11 protein-coding genes are annotated in these 15,927 nt (G+C 47.3%); 7 read left to right on the forward strand and 4 right to left on the reverse strand.

Annotated elements, in window-relative coordinates:
• Positions 1-91: 91 nt before the first annotated feature.
• Entirely contained in the window at positions 92-961 is an 870-nt protein-coding gene (locus ACN4EG_RS13590) for a phycobilisome rod-core linker polypeptide (RefSeq protein ID WP_431630138.1), read from the forward strand.
• Between the two features lie 266 nt (positions 962-1,227).
• On the opposite strand, the gene ACN4EG_RS13595 is transcribed toward ACN4EG_RS13590, so the two are convergent.
• Positions 1,228-1,911 (reverse strand): response regulator, encoded by a 684-nt coding sequence (locus ACN4EG_RS13595; protein ID WP_431630139.1) that lies wholly within the window; start codon positions 1,909-1,911, stop codon positions 1,228-1,230.
• A 44-nt stretch (positions 1,912-1,955) separates the two neighbouring features.
• Positions 1,956-2,750 carry a sensor histidine kinase gene (locus ACN4EG_RS13600; RefSeq protein WP_431630140.1) on the reverse strand — a complete coding sequence of 265 codons (795 nt, stop codon included), beginning with the start codon at positions 2,748-2,750 and terminating at the stop codon, positions 1,956-1,958.
• 475 nt (positions 2,751-3,225) lie between these two features.
• Here ACN4EG_RS13600 and ACN4EG_RS13605 point away from each other — a divergent pair, with 475 nt between their 5' ends.
• Together ACN4EG_RS13605 and ACN4EG_RS13610 are read left to right on the forward strand one after the other, a co-directional pair.
• Positions 3,226-3,951, forward strand: a complete 726-nt coding sequence (locus ACN4EG_RS13605; protein WP_431630157.1) for an IS1 family transposase — start codon at positions 3,226-3,228, stop codon at positions 3,949-3,951.
• Positions 3,951-4,448 carry an adenine nucleotide alpha hydrolase family protein gene (locus ACN4EG_RS13610; protein ID WP_431630141.1) on the forward strand — a complete coding sequence of 166 codons (498 nt, stop codon included), beginning with the start codon at positions 3,951-3,953 and terminating at the stop codon, positions 4,446-4,448. The genes ACN4EG_RS13605 and ACN4EG_RS13610 overlap by 1 nt, the downstream gene beginning before the upstream one ends.
• Positions 4,449-4,513: 65 nt before the next feature.
• Here the strand turns inward: ACN4EG_RS13610 and ACN4EG_RS13615 are convergent, their stop codons facing one another.
• The gene (locus ACN4EG_RS13615; protein WP_431630144.1) at positions 4,514-7,825 is read right to left on the reverse strand and encodes a CBS domain-containing protein; all 3,312 of its coding nucleotides are present in this window, start codon (positions 7,823-7,825) and stop codon (positions 4,514-4,516) included.
• A gap of 291 nt (positions 7,826-8,116) precedes the next feature.
• Between ACN4EG_RS13615 and ACN4EG_RS13620 the strand changes: the two genes are divergently transcribed.
• Together ACN4EG_RS13620 and ACN4EG_RS13625 are read left to right on the forward strand one after the other, a co-directional pair.
• Positions 8,117-9,322 carry a M20 family metallopeptidase gene (locus ACN4EG_RS13620; protein ID WP_431630146.1) on the forward strand — a complete coding sequence of 402 codons (1,206 nt, stop codon included), beginning with the start codon at positions 8,117-8,119 and terminating at the stop codon, positions 9,320-9,322.
• A gap of 128 nt (positions 9,323-9,450) precedes the next feature.
• Entirely contained in the window at positions 9,451-10,269 is an 819-nt protein-coding gene (locus tag ACN4EG_RS13625; RefSeq protein ID WP_431630148.1) for a C39 family peptidase, read from the forward strand.
• An 84-nt stretch (positions 10,270-10,353) separates the two neighbouring features.
• Here ACN4EG_RS13625 and ACN4EG_RS13630 read toward each other — a convergent pair whose 3' ends face one another.
• The gene (locus tag ACN4EG_RS13630) at positions 10,354-11,349 is read right to left on the reverse strand and encodes a toll/interleukin-1 receptor domain-containing protein (protein WP_431630150.1); all 996 of its coding nucleotides are present in this window, start codon (positions 11,347-11,349) and stop codon (positions 10,354-10,356) included.
• Between the two features lie 511 nt (positions 11,350-11,860).
• On the opposite strand from ACN4EG_RS13630, the gene ACN4EG_RS13635 reads away from it, so the two are divergent.
• Together ACN4EG_RS13635 and ACN4EG_RS13640 are read left to right on the forward strand one after the other, a co-directional pair.
• The gene (locus tag ACN4EG_RS13635) at positions 11,861-13,510 is read left to right on the forward strand and encodes a trypsin-like peptidase domain-containing protein (protein WP_431630151.1); all 1,650 of its coding nucleotides are present in this window, start codon (positions 11,861-11,863) and stop codon (positions 13,508-13,510) included.
• A 54-nt stretch (positions 13,511-13,564) separates the two neighbouring features.
• Complete coding sequence (locus ACN4EG_RS13640; protein ID WP_431630153.1) at positions 13,565-15,562, forward strand: protein kinase domain-containing protein; 1,998 nt, start codon at positions 13,565-13,567, stop codon at positions 15,560-15,562.
• Positions 15,563-15,927 lie beyond the last annotated feature (365 nt).

Below are 15,927 nucleotides of genomic sequence, written 5' to 3' on the forward strand. Positions count from 1 at the left end.
TCACTGCGGTTTAATCCGTAAGCAATCAATCCCCTAGCTATCAGCTATGGGGATTGTCGAGTCATAACGAGTTATTGAAGGAGGATTTGAGGTGGCTATTACAACCGCAGCAGGTCGCCTAGGAACGTCGGCATTTAGTAATGCCGCGCCGGTGGAACTGCGTCCCAATGCAACTCAGGCCGACATTGAAGCTGTTATTCTTGCTGTGTATCAACAGGTGTTGGGAAATCCTCACCTCCTGACATCGGAGCGGTTGGTTCTGCCCGAATCGCTCTTGCGGGATGGCAAAATTACAGTGCAGGAGTTTGTCCGGCAAGTGGCCAAGTCGGGTTTGTATAAGGAAAAGTTTTTCCACAATAATTTCCAAAGCCGGACGATCGAACTGAACTTCAAGCACCTGTTGGGTCGGGCTCCCTACTCCCAGGCGGAAATCACGGAGCACATGGATCGCTACCAATCCAAAGGGTTTGATGCGGACATTGACTCTTACATTGACTCTCCAGAGTACCAAGCCAACTTTGGGGAAAACATTGTGCCCTACTATCGCGATCTGGTGACCACAGGCGTGGGGCAACGGGCTGTGGGATTACCTCGCCTGTTACAACTGTACCGGGGCTATGCCAGCAGCGATCGGGCTCATTTGACCGGTGGTGCACCCCGCTTGGTGAAGGAATTGGCTCGCAACACCGCATCTACAGTCGTGGCTCCGTCTGGCGGTGCAGGTGGATTTGCCTTCCTGCCAGCGGCTAAGGGCGATGCTTCGGTGAGCGCTTTTGGAGGCTCTAAGGCGTTTGGTTCTGGACGGTTGTTCCGGGTGGAAGTTGCCGCCATCAGTGGCCCAGGCTATCCCAAAGTTCGGCGGGTGAACAAAGCGGTCATCATTCCTTACGAAGAGCTAACGCCCCACATGCAGCGGGTTCAGCGGCAAGGTGGAAAGATCGCTAGCATCACCCCCCTGTAATCACTTGGCCAATTGCTATTGTCATCGCCATCACAATCATCGCTAGGATCAACTTGATTCATCCATCAATGAGATCCCTGTGGGAATGGTACGCCAACACACTAGAGCAGACCTATGGATTGACTTGCAGATCTGTAGTTTCACTCTAGTGTTTTTTATGTTGTGTTTTTGATGCCTATCTTTTACCGAGTTAACCTTATTCACACCAGTCAAAATCTTCCAGACCCATCCGGTAAACGCAGCCAAGCTCCAGCTAAACAGCGCTCTTAACCTTCTGCCACCTCTGGCAGCCAAGCCTTGGCCCGAGCCACTTGCACCGCCTGTAATCGATCTCTCACCTCCAACTTATGTAAAATTGAATGGACATGTACCCGCACCGTTCCCGCCGAAATATACAATAATTGGGCAATCTCCGGGTTACTGTGCCCCTGGGCAATTAACGCCAGAATTTCCTGTTCCCGTTGCGTTAATGGATTTTCTGCCAGAGATACTTGAGGGTATTCGATCGTAGGTTCAGCAGATGACTGTGTCGGTGAGCGAACTAGCGTTTGCCGTAACATTTGCGTGGCTGCTGCATCCCACCACGAGGCACCTTTGGCTACCGATCGAATAGCTAAAACTAACGTCTCTGCCGCAACACCCTTTAAGCAATAGCCTTGAGCCCCTGCCTCCAACAATCGGGACAATAGCACCACATCCTGCCGAGAGGTTAGTACGAGGATAGGCAAACTCGGTTGGAGCAGTTTGATCTGACGGCATGCTTCAATCCCCCCAATTCCTGGTAGACCTATATCCAATAACACCACATCCAACGACTGACTGCGGGCAATCTCGATCGCTGTTTCTCCATCTTCTGCCTCTGCCACAATTTCAAATTCTGGTTCTTGCTGGAGCCGCACTTGCAGTCCTAGCCGAAATAACTCGTCATCTTCCACTAACAAAATCCGCATAACCCATTTCGCAATCGCGCAACAACCCGATCGTGCTATTGCAATCACTCGGGCAAATAAACAGGCAAACTAATTCCGAACATAGCACCCTTCGGGGGCAGATAGGGCGATCTATTTTCCGCCCAAATTTTTCCCCCATGGGCCGTAATGATTTGTCGTGCCAAATATAACCCCAAACCCGATCCCTTCGCCTGTCGATCGCTATTCCCTTGGTAAAATCGTTGGAACAGTTGGGAAAATTCCTCCGGTTGAATCCCCGCTCCCATATCTAGTACCTTGACGCAATGGTGCCCGTTGACCGTTTCTAGGATCACTTCTACCCGATCGCCTCGCCGGGAATGATTAATTGCATTGGTTAATAGATTTGTTAACACCCGCTTTAATTGCAACGTATCCCCCCGCACCCAGAGAATTCGCCGAAATTCGGAATCACTATGGTGAACGCTGAGATAGACCTGACGATTTGTCGCCAAAAGGGTCATTTGATTGGCAACTTCTTCCACAAGCTGCGTCAAATCCAGAGGAATTAACGTTAAAGCTAACCCTTCCAAATCATTGCGATAGACATTCAATAATGTTTCCACCAGTTCCAAACTGGTTTGATGACTCCGCACCATTGTCATTAAAATCTTCTGCTGAGGGGCTGACACCGTGTCAAACTGTCCCTGCTGGAAGGCATCCAACGTCGCGATCGCGCCTATCTTCAGATCATGGGTGAGGGTTCCTGCAAAATCCTCTCGTAGACCCACCAGTTTATTGTGGGCCTCTAACTGAGCTTGCTGCTGATCAAGGGCACTGGCATAGGTTGCAATGCGATCGCTCAGAATTCCAGTAACCACTAATGCGAAGACAACAATTATACGGTTAATAACGCTTGAAAAATGAGTGGAGGAATTAGATGGAAACCAAAGATTTAATAAAGTTAGCATTGAAGTTAGAGCAATAAAAAATATAGTTATAGAACACTGAAACCGAATGAGTTAACAAAATAGAACTAATGTAAAAGTATCCTAAGATGTATTCTACTAGAGTTGCCAAATCAATCAAAAAAAAATACTTAATATTAAGCAAATAATTAAAAAGCGATCGCGGGACTCTTGAGGGAATTTAGAAAGACTGGCTTGTAGACTTACCATAGAAGTTCTTCCAGATAGCGTGGAGTTTCAGTTGGAAAAATGAATACAAATCTATCTATTGTCATCCTAAAGGGTGTTGCAAGCCTTGAATAATAAATTCGGGTAGTGCCCTGAAGGGCAGGATAGAATAGTTGAGAGAAACTCAAGGAATTTTGCACGGGAGGCAGTGACAATGACAATGCATACCTGTCCAAGTTGTGGGTCACAAGAGGTCAGTCGCAATGGTATAACCCGTCATGGCAAACAAAATTACAAATGTCGGGACTGTGGTCGTCAGTTTGTCCTCGATCCCGTCTGGAAAGCCATTACTCCAGAGCAGTATGGACTGATTGATCGGATGCTCCTCGAGCGCGTCTCCTTAGCAGGGATTGCCCGGATTCTACAAATTTCTGAAGACACCGTGCAACGCTATGTCAACGCCAAAGCTGCCGTTGTGCCCCAACAAGTGGAGGTGAGTGAGAAACCAAAAAAGCGCCTAAATGTCCAGATGGATGAGTTGTGGTCATTTGTTGATGATAAAGGCAATCAGCAATGGGTTTGGTTGGCGATCGATGCTCAAACGCGAGAGATTGTCGGGGTTCAAGTGGGTGACCGGAGTGCGGCATCGGCTCAAGCGTTATGGGAGTCGATGCCCCTGGTGTATCGGCAATGTGCAGTGATTTACACGGATCATTGGAGTGCCTATGGAGTCGTGCTACCTAAGCAACGGCATTGTAGTGTCGATAAAGACAGTGGGCTGACCAGTTATATTGAACGATTCAACTGCACACTGAGACAACGGGTGTCCCGGCTAGTTAGAAAGAGCTTGTCGTTCTCGAAGAAAATAGACAACCACATTGCAGCCATTTGGAATTTTGTGCATCACTACAATGCGACACGACGACGTAAGCTAGGTCTTGCTTGATGCACTACTTATTTCCCTGTCCTGCCCTTCAGGGCACTACCGTAGCGGATACCGTAGAGGAGGATAGTGCGGGTGGAGATCCCGCTACAATAGCCTGTAATATCCACGAGCGAGTCCTAGTTTGTATTTCAACCTATCCCAACTCTGTGCAGCTCATTCGGCGGGGTGCCCGGATTGCCAGTTACATGAACGCTCAGTTTTACACACTTTTTGTCGATCACCCCGATCGCTTCCTAACTCGTAAAGAAAGCTTGCATGTGGAAACCTGCGAACGCCTCTGTCAGGAATTTGGGGGGATTTTCCTACGAATAAAGCAAACGCAGATCCCTCAGGCGATCGCTCAAGTGGCCGGGGGGCACCGAATTACCCAAATTGTTATCGGCGAAAGCCAGCAATCTCGCTGGAAACGCTGGATTCGCGGATCATTTACTCAGCGCCTAATGAAGCTTATTTGGCAAAAGCACATTGATCTGCACATTATTGCAACCGAAAATTAGGTAGGGCTTTTTATGTATTTATCTATGAATTGACACTAGTGTTTTCAATTTATTTCTAGATCAATTTAAGAACGGTTCGAATCCAGTAATTTTTGAATTGTTTCCAACAATTGCTTCAAGCGTACAGGTTTACTTAGGTAGTCATCGGCTCCGGCGGCGATACATCGTTCAGCATCACCCTGCATTGCTAAGGCAGTCAAGGCAACGATCGGAATATTGGCCACAGTGGCATCGGCTCGTAACTGACGAATTGCCGTTAAACCATCCACTCCTGGCATTTGGATATCCATTAAAATCAGGTCTGGTTGATGCTCTTTTGTTAGGGTTACGGCTTCTGCGCCATTGCCTGCTATGACAAGGTGATAACCTCGGGATTGCAGATAAGCGCTGAAGGTTTCAATGTTATCTTCGTTGTCTTCAGCGAGCAAAATTAAGGGGCAGGTTGCGATCGACGAGCTCTCTTCTACGGGAAGATGTTCTGATTCCGTGGGGGAAGTTGGCAAGGACGCAGGGGACGGTAGCGCTTCGATCGTCGGCATTTGATAGGGTAATGCCACGGTGAAGTAACTCCCTTGGCCGGGTTGACTTTCTACATAAACGGCTCCACCATGTAACTCTGCAATTTGCTTTACGAGGGCGAGTCCTAGGCCAGTCCCCGTCTGCTGCCGATTGAGACTGGTATCCACTTGCACAAAGGGTTGAAACAATCGCACGATATCCTCAGGTGAAATCCCAATTCCGGAATCTTGCACTTGAAAGAGAATGAGCGATTGTGGTGCTTGAGAGGTTTGTGCTTGAGAGGTTTGTGCTTGAGAGACTTGTGCTTGAGAGACTTGTTGAGGAATTTTGACATTGCCAACCCACTGTTGATTCTGGCTAACGGCAACCTTTAAACAAACCTGCCCCCCCTCCGGCGTAAACTTCACTGCATTGGTTAGCAGATTGATTAAAACCTGTCGTATCCGCCGTTCATCGGCCATGATGTGCCCCAAATTTTCAGGAATCTCACTCGCCAAGCGGATTTGCTTCTGGTGAGCCTGTTGTTTAACGAACACTAAACTACTTTCGCATAGCTGTCGAATGGAAATTGAGGTTAAATCTACGTCTAATTTACCGGCGGAAATTTTGGAAAGGTCGAGAATATCGTTAATCAACTCCAATAGGTGACGACCACTTTTGGCAATGGTCGCGATCGATCGTTGCTGACGATCGTTTAACTCCCCCAAAATCTGATCCTGCAATGCTTCTGAGAGGCCAAGAATAGCGTTTAGTGGCGTGCGTAATTCATGGCTCATATTGGCGAGAAATTCGTCCTTGAGGCGGGTGGCCCGTGCTAGCTCTGCATTTACCGTTGAGAGCTGAATATTACTTTGACGCAGTTCGTTCGTTCGCTGTTCAACAATCACTTCCAGATTTTGGTTCAATTGCTGTAAGGCTAACTCCGCCTGTTTGCGATCGGTAATATCTGTCAATGTACCCACATAACCAACAACATTACCCTGAGTGTCATATTCAGCAACGGCTTGACCAAATACCCAAATCGTTTGTCCATCGGAATGGATAAAGCGATATTCTAGTTGAAAAGGTCGTTTTTCCTGACGAGATAGTATTGCTTCCTGTACAACCTTTTCTCGATCGTCAGGATGTAAATTACGTTGCCAATTATCTTCAACAGTAGCCTCTTTAGATAATCCAATTATTTCACAACAGCGTTGATTAACATAAATACTCTCTCCTTGTGCATTTGCCCGAAAAATTCCGACTGGAACTGTTGCTGCAAGGGCTGCATAACGTTGCTCACTTTCCCGCAAACGAACTTCTACTTGCTTACGCTCTATCAGTTCTACTTGCATTTGGTCATAGGTGGTTGCCTGTTGAATCGCGATCGCGAGTTGGGTTGCCAATTGTTGTAGAAAATTGATTTCGTCAGGATGCCATTGGCGAGGGGCTTGAGTTTCAATCATCGTTAATAGACCCCATAGCAAATCTCCATGGGTAATGGGCACTAGCACTTTGGCACGAATGTTTAATTCTTCCAACAATTCTCGATGGCAATTCGCCATTTCAGTTTCGTAAATATCTTCAACCACTCGAACCCGACCTTGGCGGTAGGGTTCTATCCAATTAGCGGCAAAATAAGCATCCTGAACTTGGTGGCCTAAAAAGGTGAGATCCGTTTGTGCTGAGGACTCAGAAACAATGACAGTACTCCAGTCCGGTTGAAACTTCCACACTGCAACGTGATTACATTGAAATAACGATCGCACCTTGTCTACTGTTGTTTGGAGAATATCGGGTAAGTTGAAGGACGATCGAATCTGGCTGGAAATCGTTGCAATTAGGTGTTCTTGTTCCACCTTGGTGCGTAGGGCGGCGGTTCGTTGGGCTACTTGCGCTTCTAGTTCCAGTGTTCGATGTTCCAGCAGTTCTACTTTCTCAGCTTCTAACTGGAGAACTTTTTGTTCTAGTACTTCTGCCAATTTATAGAGCTCCAGCGGATTGAGAGCTTGCAGTAAACTACTTTGAGTCACAATGCCCAAGAGTTGCCCTTGATCATCGGTGACCGCTAAACGGCGAATCAAGTGCTTTTCCATGAGTTGCTGCACCACCCAAAGGGAGTCTTCTTGATGCACCGAGAACATGGGCGTACTCATGACCATCTCAGCGGTACAGCGTTCTAAATCTAATCCCACAGCCTGAAATTGAACCAGATCCCGCTCAGTGACAATTCCGATCGCCTGTTGAAAGGGCGGTTGATTCAAAGTCACCCGAGTTTGCGTAATGACAACCGAGCTGACATGGTGCCGAGTCATCAGACAAGCAATCTCTAATATGCTTGTATCCGCTGTAGCACAAATTACTTCCTTCGTCATGACCTCTGAGACTAGCCGCAACCGTAACAAATCGATCGGGCGGGACGTTTGTCGCAAGCTCTCATGGGTCAAGAGTCCTATCAAATGCTCTTGGTCATCCACAACGGGTAAATGGCGGATGTGGTGAGTCTGGAGCAAATTGATTGCAAGGAAAAGATCGGTGAAGGCCGATTCTTGTAACGTAATGACATCCGTGGTCATCACCTCTCGCAGGGTTAAAGCGTCGATCGGCTGCTGTTGGGCTGTGAGCTTTACCACGTCGCGTTCAGTCAGGATGCCGAGTAATTGTTTGTCCTCAACCACTAATACACAACTGGAGCGAGCTTCTAAGTGCAACTCATCTAGGGTGTGATCATAATCTCTAGTAGTGGCACACCTAGCCCGCACTCCACTCATCTCGCCGATCGCGGCCATGACAGTCATATCAGGCGTAAACACAAGGGGATCGCGAACGATCGCAGACTTCAATTCTGAGGGGGAAAGCGCTGTGGTGTGAATGAACATTATGTTTTTAGCCTAGTTTTTTAGCCCAGAAATCAGCAAATTGAACCCAGCAATCCATTCTTTAGCTTGCCCTAAGATCTGAGAAAAAGTTGAGAATTTTTGTCCTCTCCCACGTCTCAAATCCCAATTAATCAGCTCCTCATTCATTTCTCTAAGTATCACCACGCAAATAGGAAGGCTTCTTGTATCTACTCATCTTATCTATCTAATTTTATTGATCAAGCTTGTTGTAACGATCGAGCCAGAAACGATCGCTATGATGAGTAAGTAAGACTCTATCCTGATGCCGGAATGCAAACTCAAGACCTGCCGACTTCTGTTCGCGATCGCATCCACACCATTGCCCAAAAGCTCGCCCCCCGACTAACTGAAATTCGGCGGCACCTGCACAGTCACCCAGAGCTGAGCGGACAAGAGTATCAAACCGCTGCCTATGTTGCTGGGGTCTTGTCATCGGCGGGATTGCATGTCCAGGAAGGCGTGGGGCGGGTGGGCTTGTTAGGGACTCTCAAGGGGACAGGGCAGGATGGCCGACTGCTTGCCATTCGCGCTGATATGGATGCATTGCCAATTCAGGAACGCGCCCCTATCGACTTTACCTCCCGCAATCCTGGCGTGATGCATGCCTGTGGCCACGATATTCACACCACAGTGGGGCTAGGAACGGCAATGGTTTTGGCAGAATTGGGAGAACTGCCGGGAACGGTACGGTTCCTGTTCCAATCCGCCGAGGAAATTGCCCAAGGGGCAGAGTGGATGGTGCAGGATGGGGCCATGGAAGAGGTGAGTCATATTCTCTCGTTACATGTTTTTCCCTCGATCGTGGCGGGCAAGATTGGCATCCGCTATGGAGCGCTGACCGCCGCTGCCGACGATTTAGAACTTACGATCCTCGGGGAATCCGGCCATGGCGCTCGCCCCCACGAAGCGATCGATGCGATTTGGATTGCGGCCCAAGTAATCGCCTCCCTGCAACAGGCCATCAGCCGTACCCAAAACCCCCTCCGTCCGGTAGTTCTGACGATCGGCCAAATCCAAGGCGGACGTGCCCCCAATGTCATTGCCGATCAAGTCAAACTGACGGGCACGGTTCGATCGCTCCATCCTGAAACCCATGCTTCGCTACCAGCTTGGATTGAGCAAATTGTTGCCAATGTTTGTTCGGCCTATAGGGGGAAGTATCATCTGAGCTATCGGCGGGGGGTTCCATCGGTGCAAAATGACCCTCATCTGACGCAGTTGCTGGAAGCCGCTACGATCGAAGCTTGGGGGCGGGAAGCCTTGCAGATCATTCATGAACCATCCCTCGGGGCAGAGGATTTTGCCGTTTATCTCCGCCATGCACCGGGCAGCATGTTTCGCCTCGGGGTTGGCTTTAGCGATCGAGTGAACCATCCTCTGCATCACCCAGAATTTGAAGCCGATGAGAAATCCATTTTGACGGGTGTCGTTACAATGGCTACGGCGGCCTATCGCTATTGGACAATGGAAGTGTGATTGAGTTTGGGCGATCGTGGTCACTTGATTACCAGTTTGACGCCCAATTTTAGGGTAGAGCCAAGGGCCATCATCCTTGACTCAATTGACTGACTCCAGACAATTTACGGATTGAACTTGCAAGACCTATGCAACTCAAAGTTAGACAGAATACGGTTTTTAAGCAATATACAACGGATTCTTCCCGGCTTTCCCCGAGCGACAAAGTGGACGTTCCAGCGGGGCGCACCTTTGAAGTCCATTCCTGGAAACCGGTGGGGAAGTTTCATTGGAAAGTTGCACTCATTAACCGATTTTTGGGTAACCCCCCCCGTAATACTTGGTATGTGTTTGCGCCCCACGTCGAACTGTTGAGTCAGAAGGGCCAACCTTTACCACTGACTCAATCTCCTTCCAATACAACTGCTTCCCGGCTCAGATTACCCGCTACAAAACAGTTAAATATTCCCCACAAAACGCAGTTAGATAATGCGCTCAATCCTAAGGGGGCTTGTAATGTCACCTGTTTCGCTATGGTGATGCAGTATTTTCAAATTCGTCAAAAGACGCCTGCGATGCAATTGGAAGATGAACTGTATCGCTACATGGATGCTAAGGGACTGAGCCGTCACGAACCGGGAGATTTAGCTGAAATGGCCGCCGCCTATGGGGTCAAAGATGAGTTAACGCTACGAGGAAGTCTAGCGGATATTCGTAAAGCGATCGCGGAAGGCAAACCTTGTATTATCCATGGCTATTTCACCAGTTTTGGCCACATTATTGTAGTGCGTGGCTACGATCGTTCAGGATTTCGCGTCAATGATCCCTTCGGCGAATGGACTTCGCGGGGCTATCACCAAGGCCCCTATGGCAATAACTTGCACTATTCCAACGGTTTAATTCAAAGTAAATGTTCTCCAGAAGGCGTCGATTATATCTGGCTCCATCGGTTGTCGATCGCAAAGTAATAGTGAGAGAGATTTCATTACAGAACCCAGGAATCCAATGTGAATCAACGAATGTTTCAATGGTAATTTTCAAATGACCTGGTCTTATCTTCGGTTTATTTTTGTCGCGTTGTTTGTGCTGTTTGGAAGATGATGACGATAGGCGTTTCTGCCATTGCTACTGCTTCCATTCTGAAGGATTAACCAAATTCCAATGCTGACTCCTACAATGATTCCTAGGGAAACCCCATGGCCAGACCGAAAGAACGGGTAGCCCATCAGTTTGCCCAACAGACCCCAACCCAATAACCCACCAATTGCCCAAATCATACAACGCAGAAGCACGGCATCCCACAGAATGGTTCGCCCCACTTGTCGTTCGGCCCAGACAATTAATAATCGACTCCCCAACCCACCGATCGTGCCTCCCAGCAGGAGAATGGGCATCCAGCCACTGATATCTGCATCCTGGCCTTGACTGAGCCATCCAACGATCGTCCACAACACAATAATTGCAAGGCAAGGCAGGGCAATTTGAGAACTTGTTTTCCAGACCGATCTCATTGAGGGATCGAGTTTTGGAGGCACGTCTCTGGGGGGAAAAGGTAGCGGTTTTGGAGTGGAAGATTGATTAGAAGGCAGGAGTAAACGATTAATATTGTGCTGGATTCCTTCAACAACCTGGAGGAAGGCTTCATCACGATCGGCCCAACTCAGAATCGGTTTTCCATTTTGAGGTAAGGGAGCCAGGTGACCAAAGGGGGTATCACTCCAAAGGGTGGGACGCAGAATGATGGGAATCACTCGCGCAAGACCAGCGGTATGCTGCACCATGGCCTGTTGAAGCTCACGCTGCCACAGCCGATCTGAGGCAATAAAGTCAGGACTAATTAACAATAAAATAATTTGCGCGGTTCGAAGATTGTGATCAATGGCTTCCTGTCGTGCTTCTCCTGGGCTAATACACTGATCATGCCAAGGTGCTATGATTCCCTGTCGTTCTAAGGCCGCAAGGTGCTTGGTCAACTCATTTTTCCAATTCTCATCTTGGTGAGAGTAGGCAATGAATAGCTTGACTCGGTAGCGACTAGAGGGACTCATAGTTAGCCTAATTACAGAATTTTGGTTTTAGAACTATCTCAGAGAAGAAAAAATAGTCTTGTATTGATCCCTCAAGCTTGTAGTGCATTTTTAAAAATTTTATGAAATAAGCTTTCCTGTAAAGAAAAGATGTCCTACTATTCTAGAGTAAGAATTAAAGCCTATGAAAGCTATTAATTCTTAACATCAAGGAATATTTGCAAATTGACCTAAGCCATCTATCAGCACTAATGCTTTTAGCGATTTCGATAGCCTTTCTTCTATTTTTTGGTTTGAGGATGGCTGATAGTTTTTTGTCTTCAGGTTGTTCATGGCATTTTTGATCTTGATCGATCGTTGCCCTGAAGTTATCTGAGATTCGATGTTTTTAACTTTCTGGAGCTTATTCTTTATTATATTGAGTTCATTCTGCCAGCTTATTTGTAAAGAAGATTTTAGAGAGGTATTTCTCTACAGTTTTGACCACTGTCTAAAATATTGTCAGAAAAAGTGAAGAAAGGAGCATATCGTCATGAAGGCTGCAACAATCCCATTACTTGCTTCAACTCTGTGCTTTCTCCCTAGTCCTGTTGTGGCTCAATCTTCCGTATCGGGTGTTGAGGTTAAGGCTAGTCCTGCGGTAGTTAGGCTGTGGACAAGTTGTCAGGGGACTTACTCTTATACCAATTCAAGAAAAGAAAGAACTGATTATGATATTCCAAAGTTTTGGATGACTGGAACTGGCTTTTTTATTAGTCCTGATGGTTATATTGTGACCAACGCCCATCTTGTTGCAAAAGAAACTTGTGAAAAAGATTTATTTCAACAGCTTTTGAAACGTGTTTACAACACAGGGGATATCTCGGCTATCTCTGAAGCTGATAAGGAATCCGTGAGGCAAAAAAGCAAGTTGGAAAAAAGTATACAAGAGGAAAGGCAGGTTATTTTAGCAAATGGCGATACGCGAGATTATGAAGTAAAGTCTGCTGGTAAGCCCTTTGATGGTGATGGGAAGGAAACCAAAGTTGGTAAAGATGTTGCCGTCATTAAAATCAATGGTTTTAAGGATGCCCCTACTTTACGACTAGATAACTCAGGTAATGTCAATGTGGGAGATGGAATCACTGTAATTGGCTATCCAGGTGCAGCCGATATCAGTTTCAAAGGACTGCAAGAGCCATCGATCACGACTGGGAAAGTTTCTGCATCCAAGCCTTTCAGTGATGACTCACCAGCACTTCAAGTGGATGTGCGAGTGGGGACAGGCAATTCAGGAAGTCCTGTACTCAATGCCGGTGGTGAAGTGGTTGGCATTATTGCTTTTGCTCGAACAGATCGAGAAATGGGCACATCCTTTCCCTTCGCAGTTACGAGCAATACTGTTAAAGAATTTATCGCGCCAGCAGGGGCAACGATTAACCAAGAAAGTACGACCGATCGACTGTTTCGCGAAGGTCTAGATTTCTATCAGCAAAAAGATTATGAAACTGCCAAGCTTCGTTTTGAAGAGGTAGCGCGACTTTTTCCATCACACTCCCAAGCTAAAGCATGGTTAGCAAAAGCTGGAGAAGAACGTAATAAGCAAGTAATGAGTTGGCGGAAAATTGCCCCATGGTTTGCCTTTGGTGGCATTGCAGGCGTACTGGGGGTCTTGTTGATTGGGTATTTCCTACTGCGTCGATCGTTGCTTGCTCAGGTCAATGTTAATAATGGTGGTGAAGCAGGCGATATGCCAGGTAATTCCCCCAATGAGTCCTTTGAGCGCTCTCCCAAAATGACTCAGGTTAATCGCATGACCAACTTCTTGCGGCGATCGACCGTCATGAGTAACCAGCCTTTTCTCACATTAAAAAACCAAAATGGGCAAGAGAAACGCTTTTATCTACAAAAAGCACGGCACCGCTTGGGCCGCGATCGAGCTTGGGCAGATTTAGTGCTACCCGATGATGGATGGGAAGTCATCTCTAGGCAACATGCCACGCTAGAAAAAGTTGGGGAGGATTATCGAATTTATGATGAGCATAGTGCCAATAAATTGATGGAAAATGGTCAGCCCATTCCTACTGAAGGTCGCCTATTGAGTGATGGCATCAACCTTGTGGTAGGCTTTAATCCTCAGTCCCAGGTCACGATTACCTACTTTCACCCCAGCGCCCATCCTTCTCCCTCCAATGCAAGATAGCCTTTACTGGCGGATCATCTCTCTGTTCCTTTAGGGCAATGTAATCTTAGTGCTATGCAATCTCCCGGACTGATCGGTACAGTACTCAGAGGCCGCTATCAAGTGGTTTCAGCCTTAGCACGGGGCGGCTTCGGAGAAACCTATGTGGTTGAGGATATCGATTTACCGGGCCATCCTCGCTGTGTTTTAAAGCACTTAGCACCTGCTAGTCGGGATACGTTCTTTTTAGATCATGCAAGGCGGTTATTTCAGGCAGAGGCTGAAACCTTAATGCGGCTTGGTAAACATAATCAAATTCCGCAATTAATGGCTTATTTTGAAGAAAATAAGGAGTTTTATCTCGTTCAGGAACTGGTGGAAGGGCATCCCCTGAGCGATGAAATGAAACCGGGCGATCGCTGGGCTGAACTGGATGTGCAGAACTTGTTAGCAGATGTGTTGAATGTGCTCCAATTCATTCACAGTGAAGGCGTGATTCACCGGGATATTAAACCGGATAACTTGATTCGTCGGCATCAGGATAACAAGCTGGTTCTGGTGGACTTTGGGACGGTCAAGGAAATTCGGCAACCGGGCTTTACTCGACGAACCAGCAGTGGAGGTTCAGCGCTAACAGTGGGAGTGGGAACCCCAGGCTACATGCCGAACGAACAATCCAATGGGAGACCCCGCCCTAATAGTGATATCTACGCACTGGGGATCATTGGGATTCAAGCAGTAACAGGATTGTATCCCGATCAATTTCAGGAGGATTCGGCAACGGGCGAGATTATCTGGAAACCTTGGGCCAATATTAGTGACAAGTTTGCAGAGATCTTGACCCAAATGGTGCGGTACTATTTTCGCGATCGCTATCAATCTGTTGAGGAGGTTTTGCAGGATCTAGAAAATTTACCAGGAGCCATTCTCAGAGATTCCAGTCCCAGCCCCGAATCGCTTCCACCGCAACCGACTGTTATTAGTGCTCAAGACTCAAATTCTGGATCGTTGGTGAATCCGCCCCATGAAACGCTGGTTTCCTTGCCACCGAATGATGATCACGCTCATCGTCCGGCAGCTATTGAGCCGATCGAACAAGCTGATTCCACGAGTAATGCTGCTGCAAACGCGAGTGCCTCCCAGGTCGATCGCCCACCGATGCCGACTTGGGTTGATCCCCAACCTACTCCACAGGCCGCTTCATCGCAATCATCGCAATCTACCTCTGCGAACTCTCACCTGAACTCGCCTCAGTCAATTCCGCCCATTCCGACTTGGGTTGATACTTCATCATCCCCCACTCCGTCCCACCCTTCATCGAGTGCTCGCCCCCAGGAGACTCCAAGTCGAGTTCGGTCTAATTGGCCTCCTCAAGTCCTTTGGTTAGGCTTAGGGGGAGCAGCTGTGGGGTTATTGGTCGTTAGCGCGATCGGGCTTAACCAACTCCTGCAATCCTCATCTACAACCCCAGCACAATCGTCACAGTCCCCACAGCCGATTCAATCACTACCAACCTCATCCAGTATTCCTATTAACACTGCGGCACAGGATCAGAGCACCTTTGATCAAGCTTTATCCACTTCAAAAGATGGAAAAAGTGATAGCTTAGAGCAAGCGATGAAAATCATCCAAGCTATCCCAGCAAGTTCTGATTTATATGCCAAAGCCCAGGAACAAAAACTGAAATGGCAAACTCAAGTTTTGGATGATTATATTAATAAAGTGATTCCAGAAAAACATCCCAAGAAATCCAAATTGATTAATACTGCAAAACCTGTAGTCACTCAAGTAAGTGATCAAAAAGTAATCATTACTTGTGAAGTAAACACAGATGATCCAGTGCAGAGAGAAACATTGTTGCGCGTTTATACACTAGGCTTTATGGAGATGCTTAGAGGGAATCCCGTTGAGTCTTTTCCACCTAAATATGCGGAGTTTCAGGAACTCGTTATTCGCATGAAAGCAGGTGAGATGAGAGCTTTATTAGATGCTAAATCGTGGGATCAGTCCGTTCGAGATCCGACGTATGAACCCAATGCAGTTTTAGCTAAGGTCAAGATTGAAGGACAATAAAGATTCTCTTCACTTTGGAATTTTACCATCGTCCATTGATGTCTGTTTTTCTGCTTTTCGGACTTACTGAGGTTTGATGATGAATCTATCTAAAGCTCTTTTAAACGTAAAGTTGTTGTTCAATCCAAAGTTATTCCTCCTTAATTACAACTTAGCTGGAATTATCCTAGTGGGCGGATTAACTTTAGCAGGCACTATTATTGCCACTTCAACTGATGATTTAATCAACAATACAATTAAAAATAACCAAAGCCAGTCCAGTCCAGTTCCTACAGAACCGCCGCCGCCGCCCCCGATCGCGCCCCCCCCGCGCACAGAACTTCCCCCCGCCCCACCACCGGATAATCAACCCCCCTCGGTTTTTT

The sequence above is a fragment of the Alkalinema pantanalense CENA528 genome (assembly GCF_050753345.1).
In the GTDB taxonomy this organism is placed as follows: domain Bacteria; phylum Cyanobacteriota; class Cyanobacteriia; order Leptolyngbyales; family Leptolyngbyaceae; genus Alkalinema; species Alkalinema pantanalense.